General features: G+C 35.2%; 25 protein-coding genes. 13 read left to right on the top strand and 12 right to left on the bottom strand.

Features of this window, described 5'->3' with window-relative positions; all coding sequences use genetic code 11:
* Nucleotides 1-14 precede the first annotated feature (14 nt).
* From KO493_RS14475 to KO493_RS14460, 4 genes are all read left to right on the top strand, one after another.
* Nucleotides 15-1,145, top strand: coding sequence for a SusF/SusE family outer membrane protein (locus tag KO493_RS14475; protein ID WP_216068699.1), 1,131 nt, complete (start codon nt 15-17; stop codon nt 1,143-1,145).
* Between the two features lie 71 nt (nt 1,146-1,216).
* A complete protein-coding gene (locus tag KO493_RS14470) occupies nt 1,217-4,078 on the top strand; it encodes an alpha-amylase family glycosyl hydrolase (RefSeq protein WP_354667443.1) in 2,862 nt (953 codons plus the stop codon).
* Nucleotides 4,079-4,379: 301 nt separating this feature from the next.
* On the top strand, nt 4,380-5,495 hold the full coding sequence (locus tag KO493_RS14465) for a DUF2914 domain-containing protein (RefSeq protein ID WP_216068698.1): 1,116 nt from the start codon (nt 4,380-4,382) through the stop codon (nt 5,493-5,495).
* A 261-nt stretch (nt 5,496-5,756) separates the two neighbouring features.
* The gene (locus KO493_RS14460) at nt 5,757-6,227 is read left to right on the top strand and encodes a hypothetical protein (RefSeq protein ID WP_216068697.1); all 471 of its coding nucleotides are present in this window, start codon (nt 5,757-5,759) and stop codon (nt 6,225-6,227) included.
* 91 nt (nt 6,228-6,318) lie between these two features.
* On the opposite strand, the gene hemL is transcribed toward KO493_RS14460, so the two are convergent.
* The 4 genes from hemL to KO493_RS14440 form a co-directional block, all read right to left on the bottom strand.
* Nucleotides 6,319-7,605, bottom strand: coding sequence for a glutamate-1-semialdehyde 2,1-aminomutase (gene hemL, locus KO493_RS14455; protein ID WP_216068696.1), 1,287 nt, complete (start codon nt 7,603-7,605; stop codon nt 6,319-6,321).
* 19 nt (nt 7,606-7,624) lie between these two features.
* The gene (locus KO493_RS14450; protein ID WP_216068695.1) at nt 7,625-8,434 is read right to left on the bottom strand and encodes a glucosaminidase domain-containing protein; all 810 of its coding nucleotides are present in this window, start codon (nt 8,432-8,434) and stop codon (nt 7,625-7,627) included.
* A gap of 4 nt (nt 8,435-8,438) precedes the next feature.
* A complete protein-coding gene (locus tag KO493_RS14445) occupies nt 8,439-9,347 on the bottom strand; it encodes a 1-aminocyclopropane-1-carboxylate deaminase/D-cysteine desulfhydrase (RefSeq protein WP_216068694.1) in 909 nt (302 codons plus the stop codon).
* Nucleotides 9,348-9,408: 61 nt separating this feature from the next.
* The gene (locus tag KO493_RS14440; RefSeq protein ID WP_354667442.1) at nt 9,409-9,636 is read right to left on the bottom strand and encodes a hypothetical protein; all 228 of its coding nucleotides are present in this window, start codon (nt 9,634-9,636) and stop codon (nt 9,409-9,411) included.
* A gap of 141 nt (nt 9,637-9,777) precedes the next feature.
* Between KO493_RS14440 and KO493_RS14435 the strand changes: the two genes are divergently transcribed.
* Entirely contained in the window at nt 9,778-9,942 is a 165-nt protein-coding gene (locus tag KO493_RS14435; protein ID WP_216068692.1) for a DUF5522 domain-containing protein, read from the top strand.
* A gap of 82 nt (nt 9,943-10,024) precedes the next feature.
* A complete protein-coding gene (locus tag KO493_RS14430; RefSeq protein ID WP_216068691.1) occupies nt 10,025-10,588 on the top strand; it encodes a DUF4136 domain-containing protein in 564 nt (187 codons plus the stop codon).
* A 62-nt stretch (nt 10,589-10,650) separates the two neighbouring features.
* On the opposite strand, the gene KO493_RS14425 is transcribed toward KO493_RS14430, so the two are convergent.
* Complete coding sequence (locus KO493_RS14425) at nt 10,651-10,947, bottom strand: hypothetical protein (protein WP_216068690.1); 297 nt, start codon at nt 10,945-10,947, stop codon at nt 10,651-10,653.
* Nucleotides 10,948-11,019: 72 nt separating this feature from the next.
* Nucleotides 11,020-11,988, bottom strand: coding sequence for a sodium-dependent bicarbonate transport family permease (locus tag KO493_RS14420; RefSeq protein WP_216068689.1), 969 nt, complete (start codon nt 11,986-11,988; stop codon nt 11,020-11,022).
* Between the two features lie 366 nt (nt 11,989-12,354).
* Between KO493_RS14420 and KO493_RS14415 the strand changes: the two genes are divergently transcribed.
* Nucleotides 12,355-13,281: a LysR substrate-binding domain-containing protein gene (locus KO493_RS14415; RefSeq protein ID WP_216068688.1), complete on the top strand. Its 927-nt coding sequence runs from the start codon at nt 12,355-12,357 to the stop codon at nt 13,279-13,281.
* A 99-nt stretch (nt 13,282-13,380) separates the two neighbouring features.
* Here the strand turns inward: KO493_RS14415 and KO493_RS14410 are convergent, their stop codons facing one another.
* A complete protein-coding gene (locus KO493_RS14410; protein WP_216068687.1) occupies nt 13,381-14,130 on the bottom strand; it encodes an enoyl-CoA hydratase/isomerase family protein in 750 nt (249 codons plus the stop codon).
* A gap of 104 nt (nt 14,131-14,234) precedes the next feature.
* Between KO493_RS14410 and KO493_RS14405 the strand changes: the two genes are divergently transcribed.
* Nucleotides 14,235-14,546: a rhodanese-like domain-containing protein gene (locus KO493_RS14405; protein ID WP_216068686.1), complete on the top strand. Its 312-nt coding sequence runs from the start codon at nt 14,235-14,237 to the stop codon at nt 14,544-14,546.
* Here the strand turns inward: KO493_RS14405 and KO493_RS14400 are convergent.
* From KO493_RS14400 to alaS, 3 genes are all read right to left on the bottom strand, one after another.
* On the bottom strand, nt 14,535-15,149 hold the full coding sequence (locus KO493_RS14400) for a DUF4230 domain-containing protein (RefSeq protein ID WP_216068685.1): 615 nt from the start codon (nt 15,147-15,149) through the stop codon (nt 14,535-14,537). The genes KO493_RS14405 and KO493_RS14400 overlap by 12 nt on opposite strands.
* Before the next feature lie 440 nt (nt 15,150-15,589).
* Nucleotides 15,590-16,555: a GSCFA domain-containing protein gene (locus KO493_RS14395; protein ID WP_216068684.1), complete on the bottom strand. Its 966-nt coding sequence runs from the start codon at nt 16,553-16,555 to the stop codon at nt 15,590-15,592.
* Nucleotides 16,556-16,649: 94 nt separating this feature from the next.
* On the bottom strand, nt 16,650-19,262 hold the full coding sequence (gene alaS, locus KO493_RS14390; protein WP_216068683.1) for an alanine--tRNA ligase: 2,613 nt from the start codon (nt 19,260-19,262) through the stop codon (nt 16,650-16,652).
* A gap of 221 nt (nt 19,263-19,483) precedes the next feature.
* On the opposite strand from alaS, the gene KO493_RS14385 reads away from it, so the two are divergent.
* The 5 genes from KO493_RS14385 to KO493_RS14365 are packed head-to-tail and all read left to right on the top strand — an operon-like array spanning nt 19,484 to nt 22,677.
* Complete coding sequence (locus KO493_RS14385) at nt 19,484-20,455, top strand: M23 family metallopeptidase (protein WP_216068682.1); 972 nt, start codon at nt 19,484-19,486, stop codon at nt 20,453-20,455.
* Nucleotides 20,455-20,784, top strand: coding sequence for a MerR family transcriptional regulator (locus KO493_RS14380; protein WP_216068681.1), 330 nt, complete (start codon nt 20,455-20,457; stop codon nt 20,782-20,784). Before KO493_RS14385 ends, KO493_RS14380 begins: the two co-directional genes overlap by 1 nt.
* Before the next feature lie 12 nt (nt 20,785-20,796).
* Entirely contained in the window at nt 20,797-21,384 is a 588-nt protein-coding gene (locus KO493_RS14375) for a LemA family protein (RefSeq protein ID WP_216068680.1), read from the top strand.
* A gap of 1 nt (nt 21,385) precedes the next feature.
* Entirely contained in the window at nt 21,386-21,823 is a 438-nt protein-coding gene (locus KO493_RS14370; RefSeq protein ID WP_216068679.1) for a TPM domain-containing protein, read from the top strand.
* Between the two features lie 8 nt (nt 21,824-21,831).
* Nucleotides 21,832-22,677, top strand: coding sequence for a TPM domain-containing protein (locus tag KO493_RS14365; RefSeq protein WP_252723244.1), 846 nt, complete (start codon nt 21,832-21,834; stop codon nt 22,675-22,677).
* Between the two features lie 271 nt (nt 22,678-22,948).
* On the opposite strand, the gene KO493_RS14360 is transcribed toward KO493_RS14365, so the two are convergent.
* Nucleotides 22,949-23,953 (bottom strand): sugar kinase, encoded by a 1,005-nt coding sequence (locus tag KO493_RS14360; RefSeq protein WP_216068678.1) that lies wholly within the window; start codon nt 23,951-23,953, stop codon nt 22,949-22,951.
* 151 nt (nt 23,954-24,104) lie between these two features.
* The gene (der, locus tag KO493_RS14355) at nt 24,105-25,409 is read right to left on the bottom strand and encodes a ribosome biogenesis GTPase Der (protein WP_216068677.1); all 1,305 of its coding nucleotides are present in this window, start codon (nt 25,407-25,409) and stop codon (nt 24,105-24,107) included.
* Nucleotides 25,410-25,535 lie beyond the last annotated feature (126 nt).

The following is a 25,535-nucleotide window of genomic DNA, read 5'->3' as shown; positions in this document are numbered from 1 at the left end:
AAACTTTTAAGACAATGAAAAATATAAAATTAATAACACTATTTATAGTGAGCATGTTAGCGCTAAGTGCTTGTACTGAAGATGACCATTTAACTTACATCGCTCAACCTGAAGGTGATTTAGAGTTCACAAACTCCTTCTTACCAGAATATTTATTATCACCAGCTGCATCAAGCAACATTGGTGAACGATTTACCTGGGAAAGTGCAGATTTTGGAACACCTACAAATATTTCATATGAAATACAACGCTCTATCTTAGGTGATTTTACCGATGTAGAAGTTGTAGGCACAACAAGTGAGAACAACTATGTCGTTACTATTGGTGAGCTAATTACAATTGCTGAAGAAGCAGGTTTAGATAGCGATCCTTCTACAGACGATATGCCCAACACAGGTACTGTAGTCTTTAGAGTTAGAGCCTTTGCTGGTACAGACTCTGATACTGAATTGATTTCTACTGGTGAATCTTTAACCTTAGTCATGTTAGAGGACACAGGAGCACCTGCTCTACCAACTTTTAGAAACTTGTTTTTAGTAGGTGATGCTACAGCTCCAGGATGGAACCCTGATAATAACAACCCTGTTATTACAAGAGACCCTTTGGATGAAAACATCTATTCATACGTTGGTTATTTTAATGGCGGAAGTTCTGTTGAAGGATTTAAACTTTTGGAAGTTGCTGATTGGTCTCCACAATGGGGAGGATCTGCAGGAACATTAGGTGTAAATGATGGCACGGGAAGTGATCCTGACGCCTTCAAAATCCCAACTAGTGGTTATTACCAATTCAATATGAACATCACGGATATGACATACACGCTTGTAGATTACGATGCTTCTGCAGCACCTATTTTCAATACTATTGGTATTATTGGTGATTCTACTCCCGATGAATGGAATAGCGATACAGATATGACACAATCTAATTTTGATCCACATATTTGGTTCATCAATGATGTCACTTTAAAAGATGGTGAGTTAAAATTTAGAGCTGAAGACGATTGGGCTTCAAACTGGGGATCTGACACCGCTTTTAGTGGATTTGGAGTTCAAGATGGCACTAATGTTCCGGTAATGGCAGGAACTTACAACATTTGGTTTAACGACTTAGATGGTGGATATGTTTTAATCCCTGTTCAATAATTAAAACACTCTTAAATAAAAAAGGCTATGAATTCTCATAGTCTTTTTTGTTAATAGACAAAACGAATTAAATGATGAAAAAAACTTTACTTTCTTTTCTACTCTTAACCGCTACTTATTTTAGTTATGCCCAAATTACAACTAATCCAGTAACGTTTAACACGACAGAAACAGTAACTATTACTGTAGACATCACAAGCTCTGCCTCTAATTGTAACGGTTTAAGCAACCCTGTAAAAGTCTATATGCATTCCGGCATTGGAACAGATAGCGACCCATGGGGATATGGAGCTGTTGGTAATTGGGGACAAGATGATGGCGTTGGTGAAATGACCAACAATGGTAATGGAAAATGGAGTATCACAATTACTCCAAAATCTTATTATAGTTTAAGCGATGCTCAAGCGAATTCGGCTACAAAAATGGGCATGGTTTTTAGAAATGCATCAGGGAATCAAGAATTAAAAGCGACTGGCTGTTCCGATTTCAAAATCGGCGTTGGAAGCTTTCAAGTCGCTCTAAATGCACCTTCCGAAAACAGCACGTCTATTTTAGCTTCTGGCAGCAGTTTAAATATCTCTGCATCAAACACCAGTGGTAATGCAAACTATAGCCTTTCCGCTAACGGAAGCACTATAGACTCAAAATCAGGAATCAGCTCATATACTTTCACACATAGTAACATTACTACAAATCAAGATTATATTTTAACAGTAACACAAGGACAAAATACGAGAACAAAATCCTTTTCAGCCTTATTAAACCCTGGTACAGCTTCTCAAGCCATGCCGAGCGGCTTAGAAAATGGTATTAATTATAATCCATCAGATGCCACGAAAGCTACGCTGGTGCTAGACGCGCCTCTTAAAGATTTTGTTTATGTAGCGGGAAGTTTTAATGATTGGTCTCCTTCTTCGGCGTATGCCATGAAAAAAGATCCGAGTTCTGGTAAATTCTGGTTGGAACTCACAGGATTAACTTCTCAAAAAATTGAGACCTATCAATATTGGGTGGTTGACGAAACACCTATTACAGATTCACCTGTCATGGTTAAAACGGCCGATCCGTTTTCTACATTAGTTTTATCTCCTTTTGACGATCCTTATATTTCAGCAAACACCTATCCTAACCTTCCAGCCTACCCTAGCGGACAAGAACGAGAAGTTACGGTGTTACAAACAGGAAAAACACCTTATAGTTGGCAAGTGACAAATTTCAATAAACCTAAAAAAGAAGATTTAGTTATTTACGAAGTATTAATTCGTGATTTCGATAGTGATAGAAACGTTCAGGATTTAATAGATCGTATAGATTATTTTAAGAACCTGAATATTAATGCTATTCAACTGATGCCTATTATGGAATTTGAAGGCAACGAAAGCTGGGGATACAACACCTCTTTTCATATGGCTCTAGATAAATTTTATGGTACTGAGGATAAATTCAAAGAGTTTATCGATTTATGCCATCAAAATGGTATTGCAGTCATATTAGACATCGCTTTAAATCACGCCTACGGTAGAAACCCAATGGTACGTATGTGGATGAAAGATGGTGATGGAGATGGTTGGGGTGCCCCAAGTTCTGAAAGCCCGTATTTTAACGAAGAAGCCAAACATACTTATAATGTTGGTATGGATTTTAACCACCAACAGCCAAGAACACAATACTACGTTGAACGCGTAGTAAACCATTGGGTTTCCGAATTCAATATTGATGGTTTCCGTTGGGATTTAACTAAAGGATTCACTCAACAATGTACTTCAAACGATGAAGCCTGTACCAATGGCTACAGAACAGATCGTGTAGCTATTTTAAAACAATATGCAGATTATTCCTGGAGTTTAGACGCTACTCATTATGTGATATTCGAACACTTAGGGGGCGACTTGGAAGAACAAAGTTGGGCTAACTATAGGGAAGCTGAAGATAAAGGCATCATGCTTTGGGGAAAAATGACGAACCCGTACAACCAATTAACTATGGGGTTTGCTCCAAACTCTGATATTAGCCGCATGGGCTACAAAGACAGAGGTTTTAAATCTCCACGACTGGTAGGTTATGCAGAAAGTCATGATGAAGAGCGTTTGATGTATAAAAACCTTCAGTACGGCGCAAGCAATGGCGCTTACGATGTTAAAGACTTAATGACATCCCTAAGCAGAATGGAGGCTATGGGCGCCGTTTCATTAACAATTCCTGGACCTAAAATGATTTGGCATTTTGGAGCCTTAGGTATGGACAACTCAATATTTACATGTAATGACGGCACTGTTTCTGCTGATGATTCTTGTAAATTAGATACTAAACCACAGCCACAATGGACTGACAATTGGTTAGGAGATACTAATAGAAAATCGATTTACGACACCTGGTCACGTATCAACGCATTAAAAATTAACGAAGCAGTTTTTGAAGGGGATTATGAAATTACTTCGGGAGATCTAAACCCTAGAATCCGTGTTTTTGATACAAACTTACCAAGCTCGCAGTTAAATGACGTTATTATCATTTCAAATTTTGACACGACAGCAATTACTGTAGACCCAAATTTCACAACAAATGGTACATGGCACGACCTAATGGACGCTTCTGGTAACACAACGGTTCAAGCCACAAATGCAGTGACATTACAACCCGGAACATTTAAAATTTACGGCAACATGCCTGCTAATACTTTAAGTGTTAATGATAATGTTTGGAAAAACAACTTCACCGTTTACCCTAACCCTACCCAAAATAGCTTTAAAATTAATAAAGCGGCTTCACAAGTATCACTTTACAGTGTTACAGGACAATTGGTTAAACAATTTACAGGTGACTTTAGTAAAACCCAAAACTATGATGTTTCTGATGTACCTGCCAACATCTACTTTGTTAGAATTACTAATGCCTCAGGGCAAAATCATACTGTTAAATTAGTTAAACAGTAAATACAGTGTTTATTTTATTTATTAAAGGGCTTCAAGTTTTTGCTTGAAGTCCTTTTTATTTTTAAAGCACATACATTTCAACTACAATACCATTTTAACCATATAATGTTGCATATAATTTGTTTCTTTTTCGCCCATATTTCAATATAAAATAAAACAGTAGCTAAGGCTACCTGCCTGCCGGTAGGCAGGTGCTTGAATTTTATATTTCATCTGAACAAAAAATAATTCAAATTAAAAATACGACATTATACAGTTACATTGGTATAAAAACTATTTTTGCTTCGACCTAAGTTTGGATATGAAACGCCACATTGTAAAAATTCGAAATAGTGCCTTGCCTAGATTTCTTCAAAAAAACAAGAAATATGCGCCTATCCTATTCTTTATAGGTGGTTTTATTTTTGACTCCTTAACGCTTGGCCGTATCGATAGGTTATATGACCTTACTGTATTGTGTTTACACATGTCTGCATTAACTATTACCCTATACTTGTTCAACTTAGCTGATGATGGCAAATGGAAAAATACGTTTTTAGGTCGCTTTGAGGCATACTTCCCTTTAGCGATTCAATTTTTTTTTGGAGGACTTTCAAGCGCCTACGTGATTTACTTTTCCAGAAGTGTTTCATTATCCAAAACAGCCTCTTTTTTTGTCATTCTGGTGGCCCTTTTTCTGGCTAACGAATTTCTAAAAAAGCGAATTTCTAATAAGTATCTACAGTTTAGTATTTATTACTTTATCAGCTTTACCTTTTTTGCTTTTATGATTCCCGTTTTTCTAAGAGACATGGGACATCTTATTTTTATATGTTCAGGACTTATAAGCCTCGGAGCCACGCTTAGTTTAATCACCATTATTTACAGAAAGAGCCCAAGCACAAGAGCAGAAGTGCATTTAGGAAAACTGATATCATTAATACTTGCTATTTATGTTACAATTAATGTGTTTTATCATTTCAAACTAATCCCCCCAGTTCCACTGGCGTTACAAACAGGTATTGTTGCACATGATATAGAGGTTAAAAACAATGAATACACAGTAACTTTCGAGCAGAAAAAACAATTCATCTTCTGGAGAGATTACCGCTCTAAATTTGTTCGAACGCCAAATAAACCGGTTTATATATTTTCTTCCGTTTTTGCTCCAACAGCTTTAGAGAAATCAATTATTCACAGGTGGCAATGGTATGACGCTAATAGAGATGAATGGCAAACTTTTGACAATATTAGCTTTAAAATTAAAGGTGGTCGAAATGAAGGTTATCGTGGATACACCTATAAGAATAATGTTAAACCAGGGCTTTGGCGGGTTGAAGTAATTACCCAAGAAGAACTCGTTTTGGGAGTTATTGACTTTGAAATCATCACAGATCCTAACGAAAAACCGCAACGGCTAGTCACAAGGATTTATTAAATATATTTTTTTCAATTACGAAGAACACTTTTAATAATGCTTCTTTCTTCACAATAAGGATATGGGTATAATAGTCCTCCTAGTCCCCCATTTTTAAACCATCTAACCAACAAGGTTATTTTTAGATGTATGATTTAATAGCATTAAACCATTTTTAATCAACCCTTTAAAAACCGTTAAGACTTCGTTAAAATCGGTGACCCCATTAAACCTTTCTAAAAAGGCCAAGTCCTAAGGGTATAATTTTAAAAAATAAAGAAGATGAAAAAAATATTAATAATTGCTATTGCACTTATCGGATTACAAGGTATAGCTCAGGAAAAAGGAAAAGAAGGAAAAAGACAACACAACAAGCATCACCAAAAAATGGATTTAACTGCTGAACAAATGGCAACGCTTAAAACCAAAAAGATGACTTTGGCTTTAGACTTAACGGCCTCTCAGCAATCTCAAATTCAAGCCTTAAATCTTGAAAAATCGACAAAACGCAAAGCGATGATGGCAGAACGTAAGGCAAACAAAAATAATGAAAAACCTAAAAAGCTAACTAGCGAAGAACGTTACGACAAACTTCTCGCAAGATTAGATTCACAAATTGCTGAAAAAGCTAAAATGCAGAAAATTTTAAACAAGGATCAGTTTGAGAAATTTGAAAAAATGAAAAAAAACATAAAAAAACAAGGTAAACGCCAGATGCAAAACAAAAGAAAAGGTGAACACCGAAACCGATAAGTATTAGTTTAGTTTAGTTAGTGATAAAAGCCGCATTTTTCGAATTGAAAATGCGGCTTTTTATTTAAAATAGAATGCTAGCTTTTTCCTATTACAAGGTTTTTGCCACTTGATTTACCGCTTCAATAGTAAAATCAAGATCTTCGTAAGACAGCGCATCGGTAATAAACCAAGTTTCAAAAGCACTTGGCGCAATATAAACTCCAGCGTTTAGAAGTCCGTGAAAGAATTTTTTAAACGATTCATTATTTCCCTTAGCTGCTGTATCGAAATCTATAACTTCAGCTTCATCAAAATGCACCGAGATCATAGAACCCACTCTATTAATAGTATGAGTCACGTTGTTTTGAGCTAGAACTTTGGTGATACCTTCGTGTAAGTATTTCGTTTTTTCTTCTAACCTTGAAAATACTTCAGCATCTTGATTCAGCTCTTGAAGCATGGCTAAACCTGCCGCCATAGCTAACGGGTTCCCGCTTAAAGTTCCTGCTTGATAAACAGGACCTAGAGGAGCTAAAAAGTTCATAATTTCTTCTCTAGCAGCAAAAGCTCCTACAGGTAAACCACCTCCAATTACTTTACCGAAGCAAACAATATCCGCATTAACATTGTAAAGTTCTTGCGCACCCCCTTTTGCTAGACGAAACCCAGTCATGACCTCATCAAAAATTAATAAGATATTATTGGCATCACATAAGGCACGAAGCTTTTTTAGAAAATCATTTTTTGGAGGTACACAACCCATGTTTCCTGCAACGGGCTCGATAATTACACATGAAATTTCATCCTTATTGGCGCCAACCAAAGCCTGAACATTTTCAATATCATTATATTTTGCTAATAGCGTGTCCTTTGCTGTGCCTTTCGTTACCCCAGGACTGTTTGGAGTACCAAAGGTACTTGCTCCACTACCCGCTTGAATTAGAAACGAATCGGAATGCCCGTGATAACAACCTGCAAACTTGATAATTTTATCTTTACCGGTGTAACCGCGCGCCAAACGCACAGCACTCATACAAGCTTCAGTTCCTGAATTTACAAATCGTATTTTGTCAATATTAGGCACCATAGAAACGGCAAGTTCTGCAATTTTGGTTTCAATCTCAGTTGGCATGCCAAATGAAGTTCCTTTTTTTGCTTTTTCAACAACAGCCTTAACAACCGGTTGGTGTGCATGCCCTAAAATCATTGGCCCCCAAGAATTGATATAATCTACTAAACGGTTTCCGTCTTCATCATATAAATATGCTCCTTTAGCTTCCTTTACAAATATTGGCGTCCCACCAACACCTCCAAAAGCTCTAACTGGAGAGTTAACACCTCCTGGAATTACTTTTTCTGCTTCAGCAAATAATGCGCTGCTTCTTTTATAAATCATAACTATTACTGTTTATTATTTATGGTTTTACCACGAGTACTTGTCCGATATCCAAAGTAGTTCCTCGCAAACCATTTAATTTTTGAAGTTGTTTCACCGATAAATTATAGCGTTTAGATATTCCGTAAAGCGTATCTCCTTTTTCAACGGTGTATGTGCCTTGGGTTTTCGCAGTTGGAAATTCATATTTCACATAATCCTTTCCTAATACAGCCTTGTCATACTCATACAACTTATAGCGTTCTATTAAACTAATAAGTTTGTCGGGGTATTTTCTATCGGTAGCATATCCTGCAGCTTTCAGGCCTTTTGCCCAACCCTTATAATCTTCTTTTTTTAATTTAAAAAGTTTAGAGTAACGTGTTCTTTCACTTAAAAATAACGAATGGTCCCTAAACGAATATTTAGCATCCTTATATTTTCTGAAACACTCCTGGTCCTCATCATCATCGTGATAGATTTTGGCACCTTTCCATCCGTGACATTTTATCCCGAAATGGTTATTAGCTTCAACAGAAAGCCTGCCTTTCCCAGATCCAGATTCCAAAATGCCTTGTGCTAAAGTTATACTTGCTGGAATATTATAGAGCGCCATTTCTTGTTGCGCCGTTTCATGGTGCGCGTAAATATACGCCTCTGTATTGCTTGCAAAAACTTTAGGCGTTGGCTTCGATACTACTTTTTCAGATTTGGATGTATTCTCAATTGGCTTACGGTTTTTAATAACGCGCTCGGTACGTTTATGTGGTTTTTTAGTAACAACATGTTTTTTTGATTTACAACTAAACAACACGCATCCTAAAATTAAAACTAATAAGACTCTCTTCATTACATTAAACAATTAATGGTAAATTTTTCTTTTTCAATAAGGTGTTCATTCCCGAAATGCCCTGTAAGCCTCCTGTGTGAATGGTCAAAATTCTTGATCCTTTAGGAAAATATCCTTTTTCAATTAAATTAAAAACCCCAAACAGCATTTTACCAGTATAAACAGGATCTAAAGGGATGTTATAATCGGCTTTAAACTGATTGATAAACGTGATTAATTCTTCATTTATTTTGGCATAACCTCCAAAATGATAGTCGGTAATTAATTCCCAATTAGATTGTTTTGCAAATTTACTAATATCCAGCTGTAAAAAGTCTCCTTTTAAAGCAGGAAAACCTAAAACTTGTTGACTAGGTTTTGAACAATTAATAAGTCCTGAAATCGTGCCACCTGTTCCAACTGCCGAACAAACAAAATCGAAACGCTTATCGGCTTCCGTTAAAATTTCTTCACAACCTTTCACGGCTAAGGTATTGGTACCCCCTTCTGGAACGAGGTAAAATTTACCAAATTCATTTTTTAAAGCCTTAATAAAAGCTTCTGAGGTTTTGTTTCTATAATCACTTCTTGACACAAATTTGAATGTCATGCCATATTGTTTAGCGAAACTCAAAGTGGAATTATTCTCTGTAGCGCATTCTAACTCTTCACCACGAATAACGCCGATCGTTTTAAATCCAAATAACTGGCCGGCCGCAGCCACCGCTGCAATATGATTGGAAAAAGCGCCGCCAAAAGTAAGGAGCGTATTAAAGCCATTTTCTTCCGCTTCTTGAAGATTATACTTTAATTTACGGTATTTATTCCCAGACACAAATGGGTGAATCGCATCGTCACGCTTGATGTGTAATTCTACATCTTTATTTTGAAGTTTAATATGCTGATTGATGCTATTTTCAAGCTTAAATATCATACTTGCGAAGATACTTTAAAAATGCCCAAAACGGACGTTGTTTTAAATATTCTAAATGCGATTAATTTGAATATGCCTCGCGTTCAAATGAAATATTTCTGTAGGCTTTTTTCCAATTGAAATACCACATTAACCGCATTATAAACTCAAAAACGTAACAGATATAAAAAGGGACAACTAACATTTCAAGCTGTTGTTTTAAATGAATACGTTCATGATTCATTAAAACCTCATCATCCAAAAGTTGTCGCTTCTTTAAAATGATAAAAGGGAATAAAGTTAATCCCATGTAGCCTTTTGGAATAAGGTAATTAGAAATAAAAACCATACTTATTTATCTGAAATATTTAAAATGAATCATCCCTACAACCTTCGTTAATAGACGTTACAAAATAAGTAATTATCTCAATTTACCCTATCTTTGTCGATAATGAAAAAAATAATACCTATTGAAGAAGGCGATTACTACCTTACACCAGAGGGCTATCGTTGTTTTACTGAAAAATATCATTTAAGACGGGGTTACTGCTGCCAAAGTGGTTGTAGACATTGCCCATATGGTTACAACAAGAAAACAAATTCTATTAATAAGTAACACATTTACAAGTCCATAAAACCTGTAACTGGTACGATTCTTGATGATTTAAACAAAAAATATCATTTTAAACAATTGTCCTATGAAACATATAACAAAAGTATTATCCCTATTGCTATTGGTTGCAGTAATGGCGTCTTGTAGCTCTGTAAAAGTGGCTGCAGATTACGATAAAGCCGTAAATTTTGACAACTACAAAACTTTCGCGTTTTTTAAAAACGGTATTGATAAAGCCGAAATTAGCGATTTAGATAAACGTCGAATTTTAAGAGCGATAGAATCGGAATTATTAAAAAAAGGATTCACAAAATCTGAAGATCCCGATTTACTTATCAGCTTATTCACAAAATCAAATCAGCGTGTTGACGTTTACAACAACTCATGGGGCTACGGCGCTTGGGGTTGGGGCGGTTACGGCATGGGCCCTGGTTGGGGCTGGGGTTGGAACATGCAGCCTGATGTATCAACAAGTACCGAAGGTCAACTTTATATAGACCTAATTGATGCTGATAAGAAAGAATTGGTTTGGCAAGGCATGGGAACCGGTTATTTAACGCAAAACATGGAACAAAAAGAAGCTCGAATTCAAGAATTTGTATCTAAAATCATGGAAAAATATCCTCCAGAATCAGAACAAAATAAATAACACTAAAAAGGCCGCTTAATTTTAAAGTGGCCTTTTTTTATTTAGAAACTTACACTCTCAAATTAATCTTCTGTTTCTATTTGAATAACACTCTTAATTTTTAACTTTTTTCCATTTACTCGAGCTAGAGACAAAAACTCTTTAGCTTTTTGTTGTTCGTTCATAAGCTCTGCAATTCTGCCAGAATCAAAGACACAATCATCCTTATCGTTCCCTTCGGTGATAGATAAACGATTTAATTTATGAAAATTAATTTTCACATTTAAAACAGCATTGATAATATCTGATGCTTCTGAAACGGTAAAAACACCATCGATCGAATTTATTTTTTGCACTTTTTTCTTAACTAATGTTTCCATATTATAATAATTATTTAAGTTACTAGTTGATTATATTTTATTTATATTTTTTATGATTTTCATTAACATAATTTATGTAATATTTATGATACATAAGTACAGTGGCATACCTAAAGTAATATTGAAAGGAAAAGTAATAGCCAACGCCATTGGTATGTATAAACTAGGACTTGCTTTTGGCGCAGCTATTTTCATTGCTGCGGGAACAGCAATGTACGAGGCGCTTGCCGCTAGAATAGCAAAGAGCAATCTATTCCCTATACTCTCACTTAAAACCGCACTTATAACCGCAACCAAACTACCATTAACTACAGGTATTATGATAGCAAACAGCACGGCAAACCAGCCTTTCTTGACAAAGTCAGATAATTTCCGGCCACTTGTAATACCCATATCGAGTAAAAACACTGCTAGAAAACCTTTAAATATATCCGTAGTAAAAGGCTTAATACCTTCCGCTTGCTCTTCACTTGCCATAAAACCTATAAATAAACTTCCAATGATTATCAGTACACTTCCATTAGTAAGTGCATGATGAATCACTTTTTTCATAGGTATAACAGCCTCCCCTTTTTTACTCTTCTTAAAGAAAGTCATAAGCAGTAAACCTATCATAATTGATGGCGCTTCCATAAGCGCCATAACGGCAACCATATGACCACTAAAAGGAATTTGTTTCAACTCTAAAAACGAAATAGTAGTCACGAAAGTTACAGCACTTACAGAACCATAAGCAGCTGCAATGGCTCCTGCATTTTGCACATTAAATTTTCTTCGAAGAATAAAATAAGTATACAATGGAACCACTATAGCTAAGACAAGCCCAAAGAGTAAAGCCCATAATATTTCCATTGAAAAATCGCTATGCGCCAACTCTTGACCACCCTTAAAGCCGATAGCTAACAATAGATACAGAGAAATAAACTTAGATGAATTTTCAGGTATACTAAGATCGCTCTTCAATTGAACGGCAATAATTCCTAAAAAGAAAAATAATAAAGCAGGATTGGTTAAATTGTCAATCAGTAAATGTAAATCCATTTGTTATTCGATGGTTTATAAAATTTCTATTAATTCTTATTTGCTAGATAATACGTGAACAAAAAACAGCAACGACAACAATCCTGTTACCGTTAGTATTTCAGATAACATAAGACGATTATTACTAAGTGACATATAGATAAGCTGAGAAAAACCAACTATAAGAACCACTGTTTTTAAAATAATGCTCCACTTGTTTTTAGACGCGTTCTTAACTAAAAATGATTTAACTCTAAACCTTATCGGCTCTTTTTCTCTCACTACAAATTCACTCATTGTTTTATATTTTAATTATTTATGCAAATATTATACGTATTATTCATAAATTTTTATTTATTTTTATTATGTTATATATAAAATATATTTATGAAATTCACTTTACACCAATTAGAAATATTCCATAGAGTGAGTAAACTTCAAAGTGTTACAAAAGCCTCTGATGAATTATTCTTAACACAACCTGCCGTATCTATTCAGTTAAAAAATTTTCAAGATCAATTTCAAATACCCTTATTTGAGGTTGTTGGTAGAAAAATTTACATCACAGAATTTGGAGAAGAAATCGCATTAGCTGCTGAGAAAATTTTAAATGAGGTTCATGCTATAAATTATAAAGCCTTGTCTTTTCAAGGAGAATTGGCAGGAAAACTTAAAATTGCCATAGTATCTACAGCAAAATATGTTATGCCCTATTTCTTAACTGATTTTATCAATCAGCATAAAGGTGTCGATCTCTCTATGGATGTAACCAATAAAACAGAAGTTGTAAGATCCTTAGAGAACAATGAAATAGATTTTGCCTTAGTATCTACTATTCCTAAGCATTTGAAAATAAACCGTATTCAATTGATGGATAACAAGCTTTACCTTGTTGGTGGTAAACAATACAAATCAACCGGAAAATACATTTCAAACAAAGAACTAGAACAGCTCCCGCTCATATTCAGAGAACAAGGCTCTGCAACACGTAAAAAAATGGAGCACTTTTTAGTATCTAATAAAATTTCAATTTATAAGAAAATGGAATTAAAATCCAACGAAGCGCTAAAACAAGCTATAGTTGCAGGATTAGGCTATTCGATAATGCCTTTAATTGGAATTAAAAATGAACTTAAAAATGGAGACCTCCAAGTTATTCCATTTAAAAAACTCCCAATGAAAACGGACTGGAATTTAATATGGTTGAAATCGAAAAATCTATCTTCTATAGCAAAAGGTTTCATTGAGAATATCAACGAAAACAAAGATCATATTATGAAAAGCCACTTTAATTGGTTTGATGAATATCAATAAATTCTATTATCTTGATAACATCAAATTAATGCTTGTAGTAAGCAATACTCCTAAAATAATCTTAGGTGAAATAAATAATTATACAAAAAAACCAACACCTTACTTAAAACGCTTCAACGTTTCTTTTGTAAAATCACTCAAAACCAAGCGCCCGCTTATTTCCGCGCGTTCTGCTAAAAGCGTATCCCAATGTGCGGTACCTTCCCAAATAACGCTTTTCATAGCTTTTAGGGCTTCAGGATTATAAGTTATAAGCTTTTCGGCAAGATCAGAAACCGCTTTATCTAATACTTCAACGCTATCAAAAAGGTCACCGTATAAACCTTTTTCCTTGGCGAATTCTGCTGAATAAAATTCCTCTGCGTTGATCGTCATTTGAGACATCGTCATTTTACCCATTTTTCTAGAAACTGCCGGTTCTATTACAAACGGACCAATACCAATACTTAATTCACTAAGTTTTATTGCTGCATATTGTGAAGCCAAGCAATAATCGGTCGCTGCAGCAATACCAACACCGCCACCAACAGCCTTTCCTTGTACACGGCCAATGATTAATTTCGGACAAGTACGCATGGCATTAATCACGTTAGCAAAACCAGAAAAAAATTGTTTTCCAGTTTCGGCATCTTCGATTTCTATAAGTTCATTAAAACTGGCGCCTGCACAAAACGTACGATCGCCACCACTTTTTAAAACAATCACTTTAATTTCAGGATTGTTCCCTGCGTGTTTAATGGTTTCTGTTAAATCTTTTAAAACATCACTAGGCATAGCGTTTCTGTTGGGATGAAAAAATTCGATATACCCAACACTATTTTCTATATTTAAATTGACGTAAGCTTCCATGATCTCTTAAGTTTAACGGGCTGAATATACACAAAATAATTAGTAACACTTGTTACCTTCATTTTAATAAATGAAAGATATCTTTGTATAAAACTTAAAGTATTATGGGTATATTAAATTCACTTTTTGGAAACAAAAGCGTTAAAATTAAAGATTTTCAATCTAGAGGCGCCATTATTATAGATGTTAGAACAGTTTCGGAATACAGTCAAAGTGCGATTCCTGGATCAAAAAACATGCCTTTACAAACCCTGAACGCTAACATAGAAAACATTAAAAAACTTAACAAACCTGTTATTACTTGTTGTGCAAGCGGCGTGCGTTCTGGAAGTGCTGCTGCCTTACTAAAATCGAATGGGATTGAAACTTTAAACGGTGGTGGGTTTATGAGTTTGTATAAGAAATTAGAGCTTTAAACCTTTAAAATCATCTGCTTCAGAAATGGGTGTTTCGTTGTATTGCAGTGTCCACCCCATAGAATTGGTAAGAATATAGAATTTTGAAAGTTCACTAATCAATCGGTTTTTGGCGTTACTTTTTAACGCTGATTTATCAATTTTCTTCTTTAAAGAAGCATTTACCGTCTTCTTGATTTTATTATAATCTTTAGCTTCAAACGGATTTAAAAAATCGGCTTGTACATCGTAATATTCAAAATCGGGATTAATACTAATTTCTTCTTCAGGAATACTTAAAATCTTGAGTGTTTTAGAGGCTTCATCCACTTCAAATTCAATTTTACTTAAATCGTAAGCCACAGTAACATCAGCATTAACAATGACTAATGCTTTCTTCTCTACTGTTAAATAATTACTTAGTATTTCCTTAGAGTTCTGATAATTAAAAACCTGACTAAAGTGCCCTTCTGTAACAATAAGCTTACCTACATTATTTATTTGTTTTTGTATGAGGGCCGAATTTTCATAAAGAATAGTTTTTTCTTCCTTTTTAGCTTCACAGGTTTTAAAACCATAAAGCACCACTATAGTAATAACGATACCTAAAATAATTTTTCGCATGTACTAATTTAGAAAAATTTTTGATGCGTTCATTACAATCGAACACCTATTACAAACTAAACACGAGAGGTTATAAAACAAAAAAACATCGGTTCCTTCGACATATGAAGCCTACCAATGTAATTAAGTTGTTTAAACTAAACAGTTCAAAGATAAAGGAGATCTGATTAATTCATATTAGGGCATTGTTAAGTTAATCTTATTTTAAGTTAACAATTCACCTAATTCCCTTGCTGTAAAATAAAAGCATAAAAAAAGCACCAACGACCACCCTTTTAGATTTGGACTATGATGCTTTTTATGATAAACTGATTAATAGCATTTATAAAAGTACAATTAATAGAAGTAGATGCACTCTGTTTTTCGATTAAGTGCTATTAAAAAGAGTCGAAATGAATTTTGTGAATTGAATTCCTTAAAAATGGGTGTCCGTTAATAATTCAAAATTTTATCTGCGGAAAAGTGGTTTGCAACGCGCCAATCTTTTCATTTAGATTATGAAGAAATTTTTGATGCGCTTTAGAGTTTTCATTGAATGCCTTATGCTGAAGCCCTTTTTGAATACCATCAACGGTATCCATAGTTTTTGAAATTTCATCTGAAATCCAGACCGTTTTAAACATCTCCCAAATGTATTGAATGGCCAATGTATTCGGATGTACCATATCTTCGACATAAAAGCGATAATCACGAAGTTCATCCATCATGATTTCGTACGATGGAAAATAAAACGCTTCTACATCTTTAGCTATTTTATTCTGATTTAAGAACTCATGTATCGCAGAAATCAAATGTGCTTTGCTTTGGGTGTTTTCGATAAAACCATCCTTTAAATGTCGTACGGGTGAAACCGTGAAAACAACAGCAGTATTTGAATTTATACTTCTTATCGATTTTGTTATGGACTCTAAAGTCTCATATATTTCCTGAACAGACAATAAGGTTTTTAAAAATTGCTTTTGTGGAATTTTATGGCAGTTGGCAACTACTTTTTGAGTTTCAATAAAACGATAAACCCAGGCCGTACCGAAAGTGATAATAACATGCGAGGCTTTATTTAATGATTCTTGAGTTGCGGCTACATTTTGGTTCAGCCTACTAATTAAAGTTTCTTTTGAAGTATGGCTTAACTTTGAATGTGCATCGAAAGAATGCCATTGTTCGTTGTGAAAAAAAACATCGTCATTGGTATAGATCTTTTTTTCAACGGCGTTGGTTATTAGCGTTTCAATAGCCAAAGGGTGAAAAAGTATACCAAACGGATTTTGGGTGCTTTGGAATTTAAAGTAAGCTAGCCTCTCCCCTATGTTTTCAGAAAAACAGGAACCTATCATCAACAAATTGGAATTATAGTCTATGAGATGCTCCGACTGCTTCCTTAATGCTATTTTAGTTTGAAGGTCCACTTGTTTAAAATTGTAAAGTCAAATAGATATAAAGTGATAAAGCTAGGTTTTAGAAACCATTAAAACTTTATCACTTTACTTCTATGAAACTTTCTTATACGATATAATTTTTAGCTTCCGCTAAAGCTTGTTCGATACCACCTGGATTTTTACCACCTGCAGTCGCGAAGAATGGTTGTCCGCCACCACCACCTTGGATGAATTTACCTAGTTCGCGCACCACCTGACCAGCATTTAAGCCTTTACTTGCCACCAATTCCTTAGAAATATAGCATGACAATAAAGCTTTACCGTCTTTTTCGGTAGCAAATAATAAGAATAAGTTATCAAACTGACTCCCTAGTTCAAAAGCCACATCTTTTAATCCGCCAGCATCTAAATCTAATTTCTTAGCTAAAAATTGAATGCCGTTTATTTCGGTTAATTCACTTTTAAGTTCACCTTTTACATTTTTTGCTTTGTCTTTTAATAAGCTTTCAATTTGCTTTTTAAGATTCGCATTTTCTTCTTGTAAATTCTGAAGTGCCTTTACAGGCTCTTTAGCATTATTAAGCAAGCCTTTCATCTCTTGAAAAGAGCGGTTGTTTTCTGTATAATACCCTTTAACCCCATCATTGGTAATGGCTTCAATACGTCTAATTCCTGCTGCAACAGCGCCTTCAGATACAATTTTAAAGTGCCAAATATCAGCGGTATTTTTAACGTGTGTCCCACCACAAAGCTCAATAGATTGTCCGAATTGAATAGAACGTACGGTATCGCCGTATTTTTCGCCAAATAAACTCATGGCACCATCGGCAATGGCTTCTTCCTTAGGGACATTTCGTTTTTCAACTAATGGTATTTTTCCGCTAATTCGCGCATTTACAAAACTTTCAATATCGTGTAATTCATCTTCCGTAAGCTTAGAAAAATGAGAGAAATCAAAACGTAAATATTTAGAGTGTACCGCACTTCCTTTTTGCTCTACGTGGGTTCCTAAAATGGAACGAAGGGCTTGATGCAACAGGTGTGTTGCCGTATGATTACATTCTGTTCTGTGGCGTTGTTTTTCGTCAACCACCACTTTTAGAGACTCGTTTAAATGTTTTGGTAAAGTTTCAGTAAAGTGAATGATAACGTTGTTTTCCTTTTTAGTATTCAGGATATAAACCACATCACCATAAGCATCTTCAATATACCCCTTATCACCTACTTGTCCGCCTCCTTCTGGGTAAAATGGTGTTAAATTAAACACCAATTGATACATGTCGCCATCTTTTTTAGAGGTCACTTTTCTGTAGCGTGTAAGCTTCACCTTAGCTTCAAGCGCATCATAACCGATAAATTCTTCAACATCATCTTCAATTAAAACCGTCCAATCATCAGTGGACATTTCACTAGCGGCACGCGAACGCCTTTTTTGTTTCTGAAGTTCTTCCTCGAAACCTTTTTCATCCAGCTTCAACCCTTTTTCAGAAAGAATTAAGGCTGTTAAATCGATTGGAAATCCGTAAGTGTCATATAATTCGAAAGCTTTAGTTCCAGAAACGGTACCTTCTTTTGTTTCTTCAACAACACGATTTAATAACACCAAACCTTGGTCTAAAGTTCTTAAAAAAGACTGCTCTTCTTCTTTAATCACATTTTCAACAAGTTGTTTTTGAATTTTTAATTCAGGGAAAGCTTTCCCCATTTTTTTATCTAAAACTTCAACCAATCTATAAATAAACGGTTCTTTTTTATCGAGGAAAGTAAATCCGTAACGCACGGCACGACGTAAAATTCTACGAATCACGTAACCGGCACCGGTGTTACTCGGTAATTGTCCGTCAGCAATAGAAAAAGCAACCGCACGCACATGATCGCAAATAACACGAATAGCGACATCTACCTTTTCATCTTTACCGTAAGTTTTATTAGTAATGGCTTCAACCTCTTTAATTATAGGTGTAAACACATCGGTATCATAATTAGACTGAACACCTTGTAAAACCATACATAAACGCTCAAAGCCCATACCGGTATCGATATGTTTATTTGGCAATGCCTCTAATGAACCATTAGCTTTTCTATTGTATTGCATGAAAACCAGGTTCCAGATTTCTACAACTTGAGGGTGGTCTTTATTTACTAAATCCTTTCCAGGGATTTTTGCTTTTTCTTCGGCAGAACGAATATCAACATGAATTTCACTACAAGGTCCGCAAGGTCCTTGATCGCCCATTTCCCAGAAATTATCTTTCTTATCACCTGTGATGATACGGTCTTCAGAAATATATTTTTTCCAAATTTCTAAGGCTTCAGTATCTAGACCAAGACCATCTTCTTCGCTCCCTTCAAAAACCGATACATATAAAATATCTTTATCGATTTTAAAAACTTCGGTTAATAATTCCCAAGCCCAAGCAATTGCTTCCTCTTTAAAGTAATCACCAAAACTCCAGTTTCCAAGCATTTCAAACAAGGTGTGGTGATAGGTATCATAACCAACCTCTTCCAAGTCGTTGTGCTTACCAGAAACACGTAAACATTTTTGAGAATCTGTGATCCTATTATTTTTAGGCTTTGCATTCCCTAAAAAATATTCTTTAAAAGGCGCCATTCCTGCATTTACAAACATTAAGGTTGGGTCATCTTTTAAAACCATTGGAGCCGATGGTACGATACTGTGTTGTTTTTCTTCAAAAAAACTTAAAAACTTAGCGCGAATGTCTTGTGATTTCATGTAATATTTTTAAACACCTTGTTTCTAATCCATTAGATTTAATGGGAAACAATTTTTATATTTATGCTACAAATTTATTTTAAATTTGGTTCAGCATTAAACTTCAAAGCCATTATTATTAAAAATTTTTATAATATATTTTTTGTAGGTTTGTTTGTTTACTGCTTAATTGAAGATTATAATCACCTTCAATGCGCTGCAAAAATAGCATAATTTAAGAAATGAGTAAGGTAAAATACTATTACGATCCTGAAACGCTTTCCTATAAGAAGATCCAGCGTAAAAAACGCACCACTTTTAAGTATGCGTTCTTCTTTGTTCTTGGCACCGCTTTTTTCTCTTTTATATTTGTTTTTATAGGGAGCCAATATGTAGAATCGCCTAAAGAGCGTGCTTTAAAGCGCGAATTACACAATGCGCAATTACAATTTGAACTGCTGAACAAAAAAATGGAGCATGCTGAAACTGTTTTAGCCAATGTTGCCGATAGAGACAATAACATTTACCGTGTATATTTTGAAGCCAATCCAATTCCTGAAGAACAACGTCGTGCCGGGTTTGGTGGTGTAAATCGCTACAAGAATTTGGAAGGTTTCGATAATTCTAAATTAATTATAGAAAGTAATAAACGTATTGACATTCTTCAAAAGCAAATAGTTGTACAATCGAAATCGCTTGATGAAATTACAAAATTAGCTGAAGACAAAGAAAAGCTTCTCGCTGCTATCCCCGCTATTCAACCAGTAAACAACAAGGATTTAACACGTATGGCCTCTGGTTATGGCATGCGAACCGACCCGTTTACTAAAGTTAGAAAAATGCACCGCGGCATGGACTTTTCGGCGCCAAGAGGCACACCTATTTATGCTTCTGGTGATGGTGTGATTACCCGTGCCGATTCCAGATCTACAGGTTATGGAAAACACATTCGTATAGACCATGGTTATGGTTATGTGAGCTTATATGCCCACCTGTATAAATATAATGTTAGAAAAAACCAAAAAATAAAACGTGGTGATTTAATTGGTTTTGTAGGTAGTACAGGACGTTCTCAAGGGCCCCACCTACATTATGAAATATTTAAGGACGGTGAGCGTATTAACCCTATTAATTTTTATTACGGCAGTTTAACTGCTGAAGAATTTAATAAACTATTGGAGCGTGCTTCATTAGAAAATCAATCTTTAGATTAATGCATATAAACCTGCCCGAAAAACGTTATTATGCCATTGGTGAAGTTGCCAAAGCTTTTAATGTGAACACCTCATTGATTCGTTTTTGGGAAAAAGAATTTGATGTATTAAAGCCTAAAAAAAATGCTAAAGGCAATAGAAAATTCACCCCCGAAGACATCAAAAACCTGAAGTTTATCTACCATTTGGTGAAAGAACGCGGATTCACTTTAGAAGGCGCCAAAACACACCTTAAAGAAGAAAAAAAACAAGCTTTAAATACTTTTGAAATTGTTAGTAAACTTGAAGACATTAAAAATCAACTTAATAAAATAAAACAACACCTTTAAAATTAAACCATCATGAAGAAATTTTTACCATGGATTATCGTAGCCCTCGTTGTATTTGGAATATATTCTTGGGGCAAAAACTTTAACAACACTGCCGTAGAATATGAAGCCGATGCAAAAACAGCTTGGTCTAATGTGGAAAGTGCTTACCAACGTCGTGCAGATTTAATTCCTAATTTAGTATCGACCGTGAAGGGATACGCTGCTCATGAAAAAGAGACCTTAGAAGGGGTCATTAAAGCGCGTTCTGAAGCAACTAAAACAACGATTGATGCAGGAGATTTAACACCTGAAAAAATGGCACAATTCCAACAAGCGCAGCAAGGTTTAAGTGGTGCTTTATCCAAGTTATTGGTTACCGTAGAGCGCTATCCAGAATTGAAAGCTGACAAAGGTTTCTTAGAACTACAATCACAACTGGAAGGTACAGAAAATAGAATAAACGTAACTAGAGATCGTTTTAATGAAAAAGTAAATATCTACGATAAATTCACTTCTAAATTTCCAGGAAAATTATTAGCTGGCTTATTTGGTTTTGAAGAAATGGCACGCTACAAAAGTGCACCTGGTAGTGAAAACGCACCTAAAGTAGAATTTTAATATGTCTAAAACTGAAGATTTTTTAACAGCACAGGAAGAACAAGAAATTGTTGAAGCGATTCAAGAAGCGGAATTAAACACTTCTGGAGAACTACGTGTTCATTTAGAAAAAACCGCTAAGGGTGATGCCACAAATCGTGCCTTGGAAGTTTTTCATCATTTAAAGATGGACAACACAAAGCTTCAAAATGCCGTACTTATTTATGTTGCTGTTGAAGATAAATCTTTTGTCATTTATGGTGATGAAGGCATAAACAAAGCTGTTGAAAATGATTTTTGGGATTGCACCAAAGATATTATGCAAGCGCACTTTAAAAAAGGAGACTTTAAGCAAGGTTTGATTGATGGCATTTTAAGGTCTGGTGACCGCCTTAAAAAATATTTCCCTTATCAATCGGATGATATTAATGAACTTTCAGACGAAATTTCAAAAGGCTAAGCTTTATGATGTATAAAAAAGAAATGCAAACTTCCTTTTATTCCAATATTAAAAGTCTTAGTCTATTTTTAGTCTTTACACTTTTTGCTTGTAGTCTTACTTTCGGGCAGTTTAAAATTCCTGAAAAGCCAAAATTTCAAACTAGTGTTTACGACTATATCAACTTACTTTCTGATGCTCAAAAAAGTAATTTAGAGCAAAAACTTGTTAAGTATTCCGATACCACTTCCACACAAATTGTAGTGGCTATTATTGGCTCTACAGAGGGTGAGAACATTAACTTTCTAGGCGCTCAATGGGGAGACGCTTGGGGCATTGGCCAAGCTAAAGAAGACAATGGGATTTTAATACTATTAGCCAGAGACGATAAAAAAATAGCTATTAATACCGGTTATGGCGTGGAGCATCTTTTAACTGATGCCATGTCGAAACGTATTATTGAACGTGATATCATTCCTTATTTTAGACAAGGCGATTATCCGGGTGGATTAAACCGTGGTGCCGATGCTATTTTTGAAGTCATGCAAGGCGAATACAGCGGTTCTCGCAAGTCATCAAGACAAAACGATGACTCTTTTATGCCCTTCTTGATATTCGGATTTATTGCGCTTGTTTTCATCATGTCTTTTATAAAAAATAAACGCGGTGGCGGCGGTGGTCGTAACGGCGGAAACAGAGCTGGAGGATTTGATATCTGGGATGCTATTATCTTAAGTAATATGGGACGTGGAAATTACAATCGTGGCTCTAGTGGCTGGGGCGGCAGTTCTGGTGGTGGCTTTGGCGGAGGCGGTTTTGGTGGTGGCTTCGGCGGCGGCGGCTTTGGAGGCGGTGGCGCTTCTGGAGGCTGGTAGAAAGTTAAAAGTTAAAAGTTAAAAGTTAAAAGTTAAAAGTTAAAAGTTAAAAGTTAAAAAGGTTGGAAAACTAAGCTTTGGAAACAAATTTAGTTATCCTTATTTATTAAAACTAGGACGGAAGACAGATGACCAATGACAAGTGACTTAAGACTGGAAACTGAATTTGAGACTGAGAAAATATAAGCATAAAAAAAAGCGACACTTATAAAAAGGTCGCTTTTTTGTTATACCAATTTAATTGTATAATGTCGTATTCTAAAATCAGGAGTTATCTATTAAATCTACCTGAGACGTTACCTTCTAAAATCCCAGTAACCTCATCTATTGTGGCGTAGTTCACATCACCTTCGTAAGTGTGTTTTAAGGCACATGCTGCACTTGCGTAGTCCATAGACTTATAGTCATCGTAATGCTGTAAACCATAAATTAAACCAGCCGCAAAGGCATCTCCTGTACCAATACGGTCAACAATATGTGTAATATCAAAATCTTGAGTTTCTCTAAACTCTTCACCATTCCACATTCTGGCTCTAATCTTATGCCAAGAAGCATTTATAGACGTTCGTATTTTATCGAACACTTTCTCTATGGAAGGGAAATTTTCCATTAGCAACTTACTTGCTTCAATAAACTCTTCGTTAGAATAACCGTATTCGGTACCTAAGACTTCATTCATTTCATTAATTCCGCCAATAAAAATGGTAGAACAATGTAATAATTCGATTAAAGCATCTTTAGCGTTAACACCATATTTCCATAACCCACTTCTGTAAGTTGGATCGGCAGAAACTTGCATCCCCTTTTTCTTAGCTAGTTTTAATCCTTCTTTCAAGGTATCAAAACTCCCTTGCGTTAAACCAGGCGTAATTCCAGTCCAGTGAAACCAACTACCTGTCTCTAAAGCAGATTCCCAATCAACCATTTCTGGTTGTATACTTGAAAATGCCGAATGTGATCTGTTGTATGAAATTGAACTTGGGCGCATCACGGCTCCAACTTCAAGAAAGTAAACCCCTAAAGGTCTTCCGGAACGTACAATTGCCGTAGTATCTAAATCGAATTTATTCAAGTATGAAATCGCTGTATCTCCAATAAAATCATCTGAAATACAGGTAATATGCTTAACATTTCCTCCAAAATTAGCAATTGAAAGTCCTACGTTTAATTCGGTACCACCAAAGTAGAATTCTAATGTGTTGGCTTGAATAAATTTTTTATTTCCGAAAGGAGATAAACGCATTAGAACCTCACCGAATGTTATAATCTGACTCATAAAATTATTTTTGCAGCATAAATTTAACCATAACGAATGATATAAAATGCTTTATTGGAAAAAATTATGATATTCTGAGCAATTGGTCAACCAATTTTATATTTCAAAACAAAATCGAAATTTCCATAAAAATAATGAAAATGATAGTGCGTTATTTTTTTCGCATGTACACACTAATTGGCACACCATTAAATCCAAAATGCTCACGCAGTTTATTCTCTAAAAAACGCTTATACGGATCTTTAATATACTGTGGTAAATTACAGAAAAACGCAAATTGAGGCTGCGGTGTAGGTAGCTGCATGATGTATTTTATCTTAACGAATTTTGCTTTGTATGCCGGTGGTGGGTAATTCTCAATAATAGGTAACATCACCTCGTTAAGTTGACTTGTTTTAATCTTTTTTGTACGGTTTTGGTATACCTCAACGGCCGTTTCAATGGCTTTGTAAATACGTTGCTTTGTTAAGGCTGAAATGAATACAATAGGCACATCTGTAAAAGGCTGCATCTGTAATCGAATGGCTTTTTCGTATTCTTTAACTGATTTATGATCCTTTTCTACTAAATCCCATTTATTAACTAAAACGACAATACCTTTTCTGTTGCGTTCTGCAAGCCAGAAAATATTTTGCACTTGCCCGTCAAAACCGCGATTGGCATCTAAAACAAGGATACATACATCGGCATGTTCAATAGCACGAACACTACGCATTACCGAATAGAATTCTAAATCTTCCTTTACTTTAGATTTTCTTCTAATCCCGGCAGTATCCACTAAGTTGAATTCAAATCCGAAACGATTATATTTAGTATCTATAGAATCTCTTGTTGTTCCTGCGATGTCGGTAACGATATAACGATCTTCTCCAATTAAAGCATTAATGAAAGAAGACTTCCCTGCATTTGGACGCCCAACGACAGCGAAACGTGGTAATTCATCTTCAATAACATCTTCTTTTTCCGGTAAAGCTTTAATAAGATCATCTAATAATTCACCAGTGCCACTACCATTTATACTAGCTATGGTATAGTATTCACCTAGACCTAATGAATAAAACTCCACTGCATCTTCAGCGCGCTTACCATTATCTACTTTGTTTACAACAAGAAAAACGGGTTTATTTACGCGTCTAAGTAACTTAGCTACGTCTTCATCCATACCTGTAACACCAGATTCAACATCAACCATAAAAATAATGGCATCGGCTTCATCAATAGCTAACTCCACTTGTTTATCGATTTCGGCTTCAAAAACGTCGTCACTTCCTAAAACATACCCTCCAGTATCGATTAAAGAAAACTCTTTTCCATTCCAATCACTCTTCCCGTAATGACGGTCTCTTGTAACCCCACTTACCGCATCTACGATGGCTTCACGTCTTTGAATCAATCTATTAAAAAACGTTGACTTTCCAACATTTGGTCTTCCTACAATGGCTACTATATTACTCATAATCTCAATTTAAGGTTAACAGGTTAAAACCGTTTTAGTTATGGTTCCCTGAAAACTTTTGCAAAAATAGGAAATATACTCTATGCCACATCTTTTTTATGAAAAGAATAAAATTTATACGGTATC

Source organism: Pseudotamlana agarivorans, from assembly GCF_018860245.1.
In the GTDB taxonomy this organism is placed as follows: domain Bacteria; phylum Bacteroidota; class Bacteroidia; order Flavobacteriales; family Flavobacteriaceae; genus Pseudotamlana; species Pseudotamlana agarivorans_A.
The sequence above is the reverse complement of the archived record's forward strand: the minus strand, read 5'-3'. Positions and strand labels throughout refer to the sequence as shown.

Coding starts and splice junctions, on each gene's coding strand:
- KO493_RS14475 (WP_216068699.1), top strand. CDS start 15: ATGAAAAATATAAAATTAATAACACTATTTATAGTGAGCATGTTAGCG.
- KO493_RS14470 (WP_354667443.1), top strand. CDS start 1,217: ATGATGAAAAAAACTTTACTTTCTTTTCTACTCTTAACCGCTACTTAT.
- KO493_RS14465 (WP_216068698.1), top strand. CDS start 4,380: ATGAAACGCCACATTGTAAAAATTCGAAATAGTGCCTTGCCTAGATTT.
- KO493_RS14460 (WP_216068697.1), top strand. CDS start 5,757: ATGAAAAAAATATTAATAATTGCTATTGCACTTATCGGATTACAAGGT.
- hemL (WP_216068696.1), bottom strand. CDS start 7,605: ATGATTTATAAAAGAAGCAGCGCATTATTTGCTGAAGCAGAAAAAGTA.
- KO493_RS14450 (WP_216068695.1), bottom strand. CDS start 8,434: ATGAAGAGAGTCTTATTAGTTTTAATTTTAGGATGCGTGTTGTTTAGT.
- KO493_RS14445 (WP_216068694.1), bottom strand. CDS start 9,347: ATGATATTTAAGCTTGAAAATAGCATCAATCAGCATATTAAACTTCAA.
- KO493_RS14440 (WP_354667442.1), bottom strand. CDS start 9,636: ATGGGATTAACTTTATTCCCTTTTATCATTTTAAAGAAGCGACAACTT.
- KO493_RS14435 (WP_216068692.1), top strand. CDS start 9,778: ATGAAAAAAATAATACCTATTGAAGAAGGCGATTACTACCTTACACCA.
- KO493_RS14430 (WP_216068691.1), top strand. CDS start 10,025: ATGAAACATATAACAAAAGTATTATCCCTATTGCTATTGGTTGCAGTA.
- KO493_RS14425 (WP_216068690.1), bottom strand. CDS start 10,947: ATGGAAACATTAGTTAAGAAAAAAGTGCAAAAAATAAATTCGATCGAT.
- KO493_RS14420 (WP_216068689.1), bottom strand. CDS start 11,988: ATGGATTTACATTTACTGATTGACAATTTAACCAATCCTGCTTTATTA.
- KO493_RS14415 (WP_216068688.1), top strand. CDS start 12,355: ATGAAATTCACTTTACACCAATTAGAAATATTCCATAGAGTGAGTAAA.
- KO493_RS14410 (WP_216068687.1), bottom strand. CDS start 14,130: ATGGAAGCTTACGTCAATTTAAATATAGAAAATAGTGTTGGGTATATC.
- KO493_RS14405 (WP_216068686.1), top strand. CDS start 14,235: ATGGGTATATTAAATTCACTTTTTGGAAACAAAAGCGTTAAAATTAAA.
- KO493_RS14400 (WP_216068685.1), bottom strand. CDS start 15,149: ATGCGAAAAATTATTTTAGGTATCGTTATTACTATAGTGGTGCTTTAT.
- alaS (WP_216068683.1), bottom strand. CDS start 19,262: ATGAAATCACAAGACATTCGCGCTAAGTTTTTAAGTTTTTTTGAAGAA.
- KO493_RS14385 (WP_216068682.1), top strand. CDS start 19,484: ATGAGTAAGGTAAAATACTATTACGATCCTGAAACGCTTTCCTATAAG.
- KO493_RS14380 (WP_216068681.1), top strand. CDS start 20,455: ATGCATATAAACCTGCCCGAAAAACGTTATTATGCCATTGGTGAAGTT.
- KO493_RS14375 (WP_216068680.1), top strand. CDS start 20,797: ATGAAGAAATTTTTACCATGGATTATCGTAGCCCTCGTTGTATTTGGA.
- KO493_RS14370 (WP_216068679.1), top strand. CDS start 21,386: ATGTCTAAAACTGAAGATTTTTTAACAGCACAGGAAGAACAAGAAATT.
- KO493_RS14365 (WP_252723244.1), top strand. CDS start 21,832: ATGTATAAAAAAGAAATGCAAACTTCCTTTTATTCCAATATTAAAAGT.
- KO493_RS14360 (WP_216068678.1), bottom strand. CDS start 23,953: ATGAGTCAGATTATAACATTCGGTGAGGTTCTAATGCGTTTATCTCCT.
- der (WP_216068677.1), bottom strand. CDS start 25,409: ATGAGTAATATAGTAGCCATTGTAGGAAGACCAAATGTTGGAAAGTCA.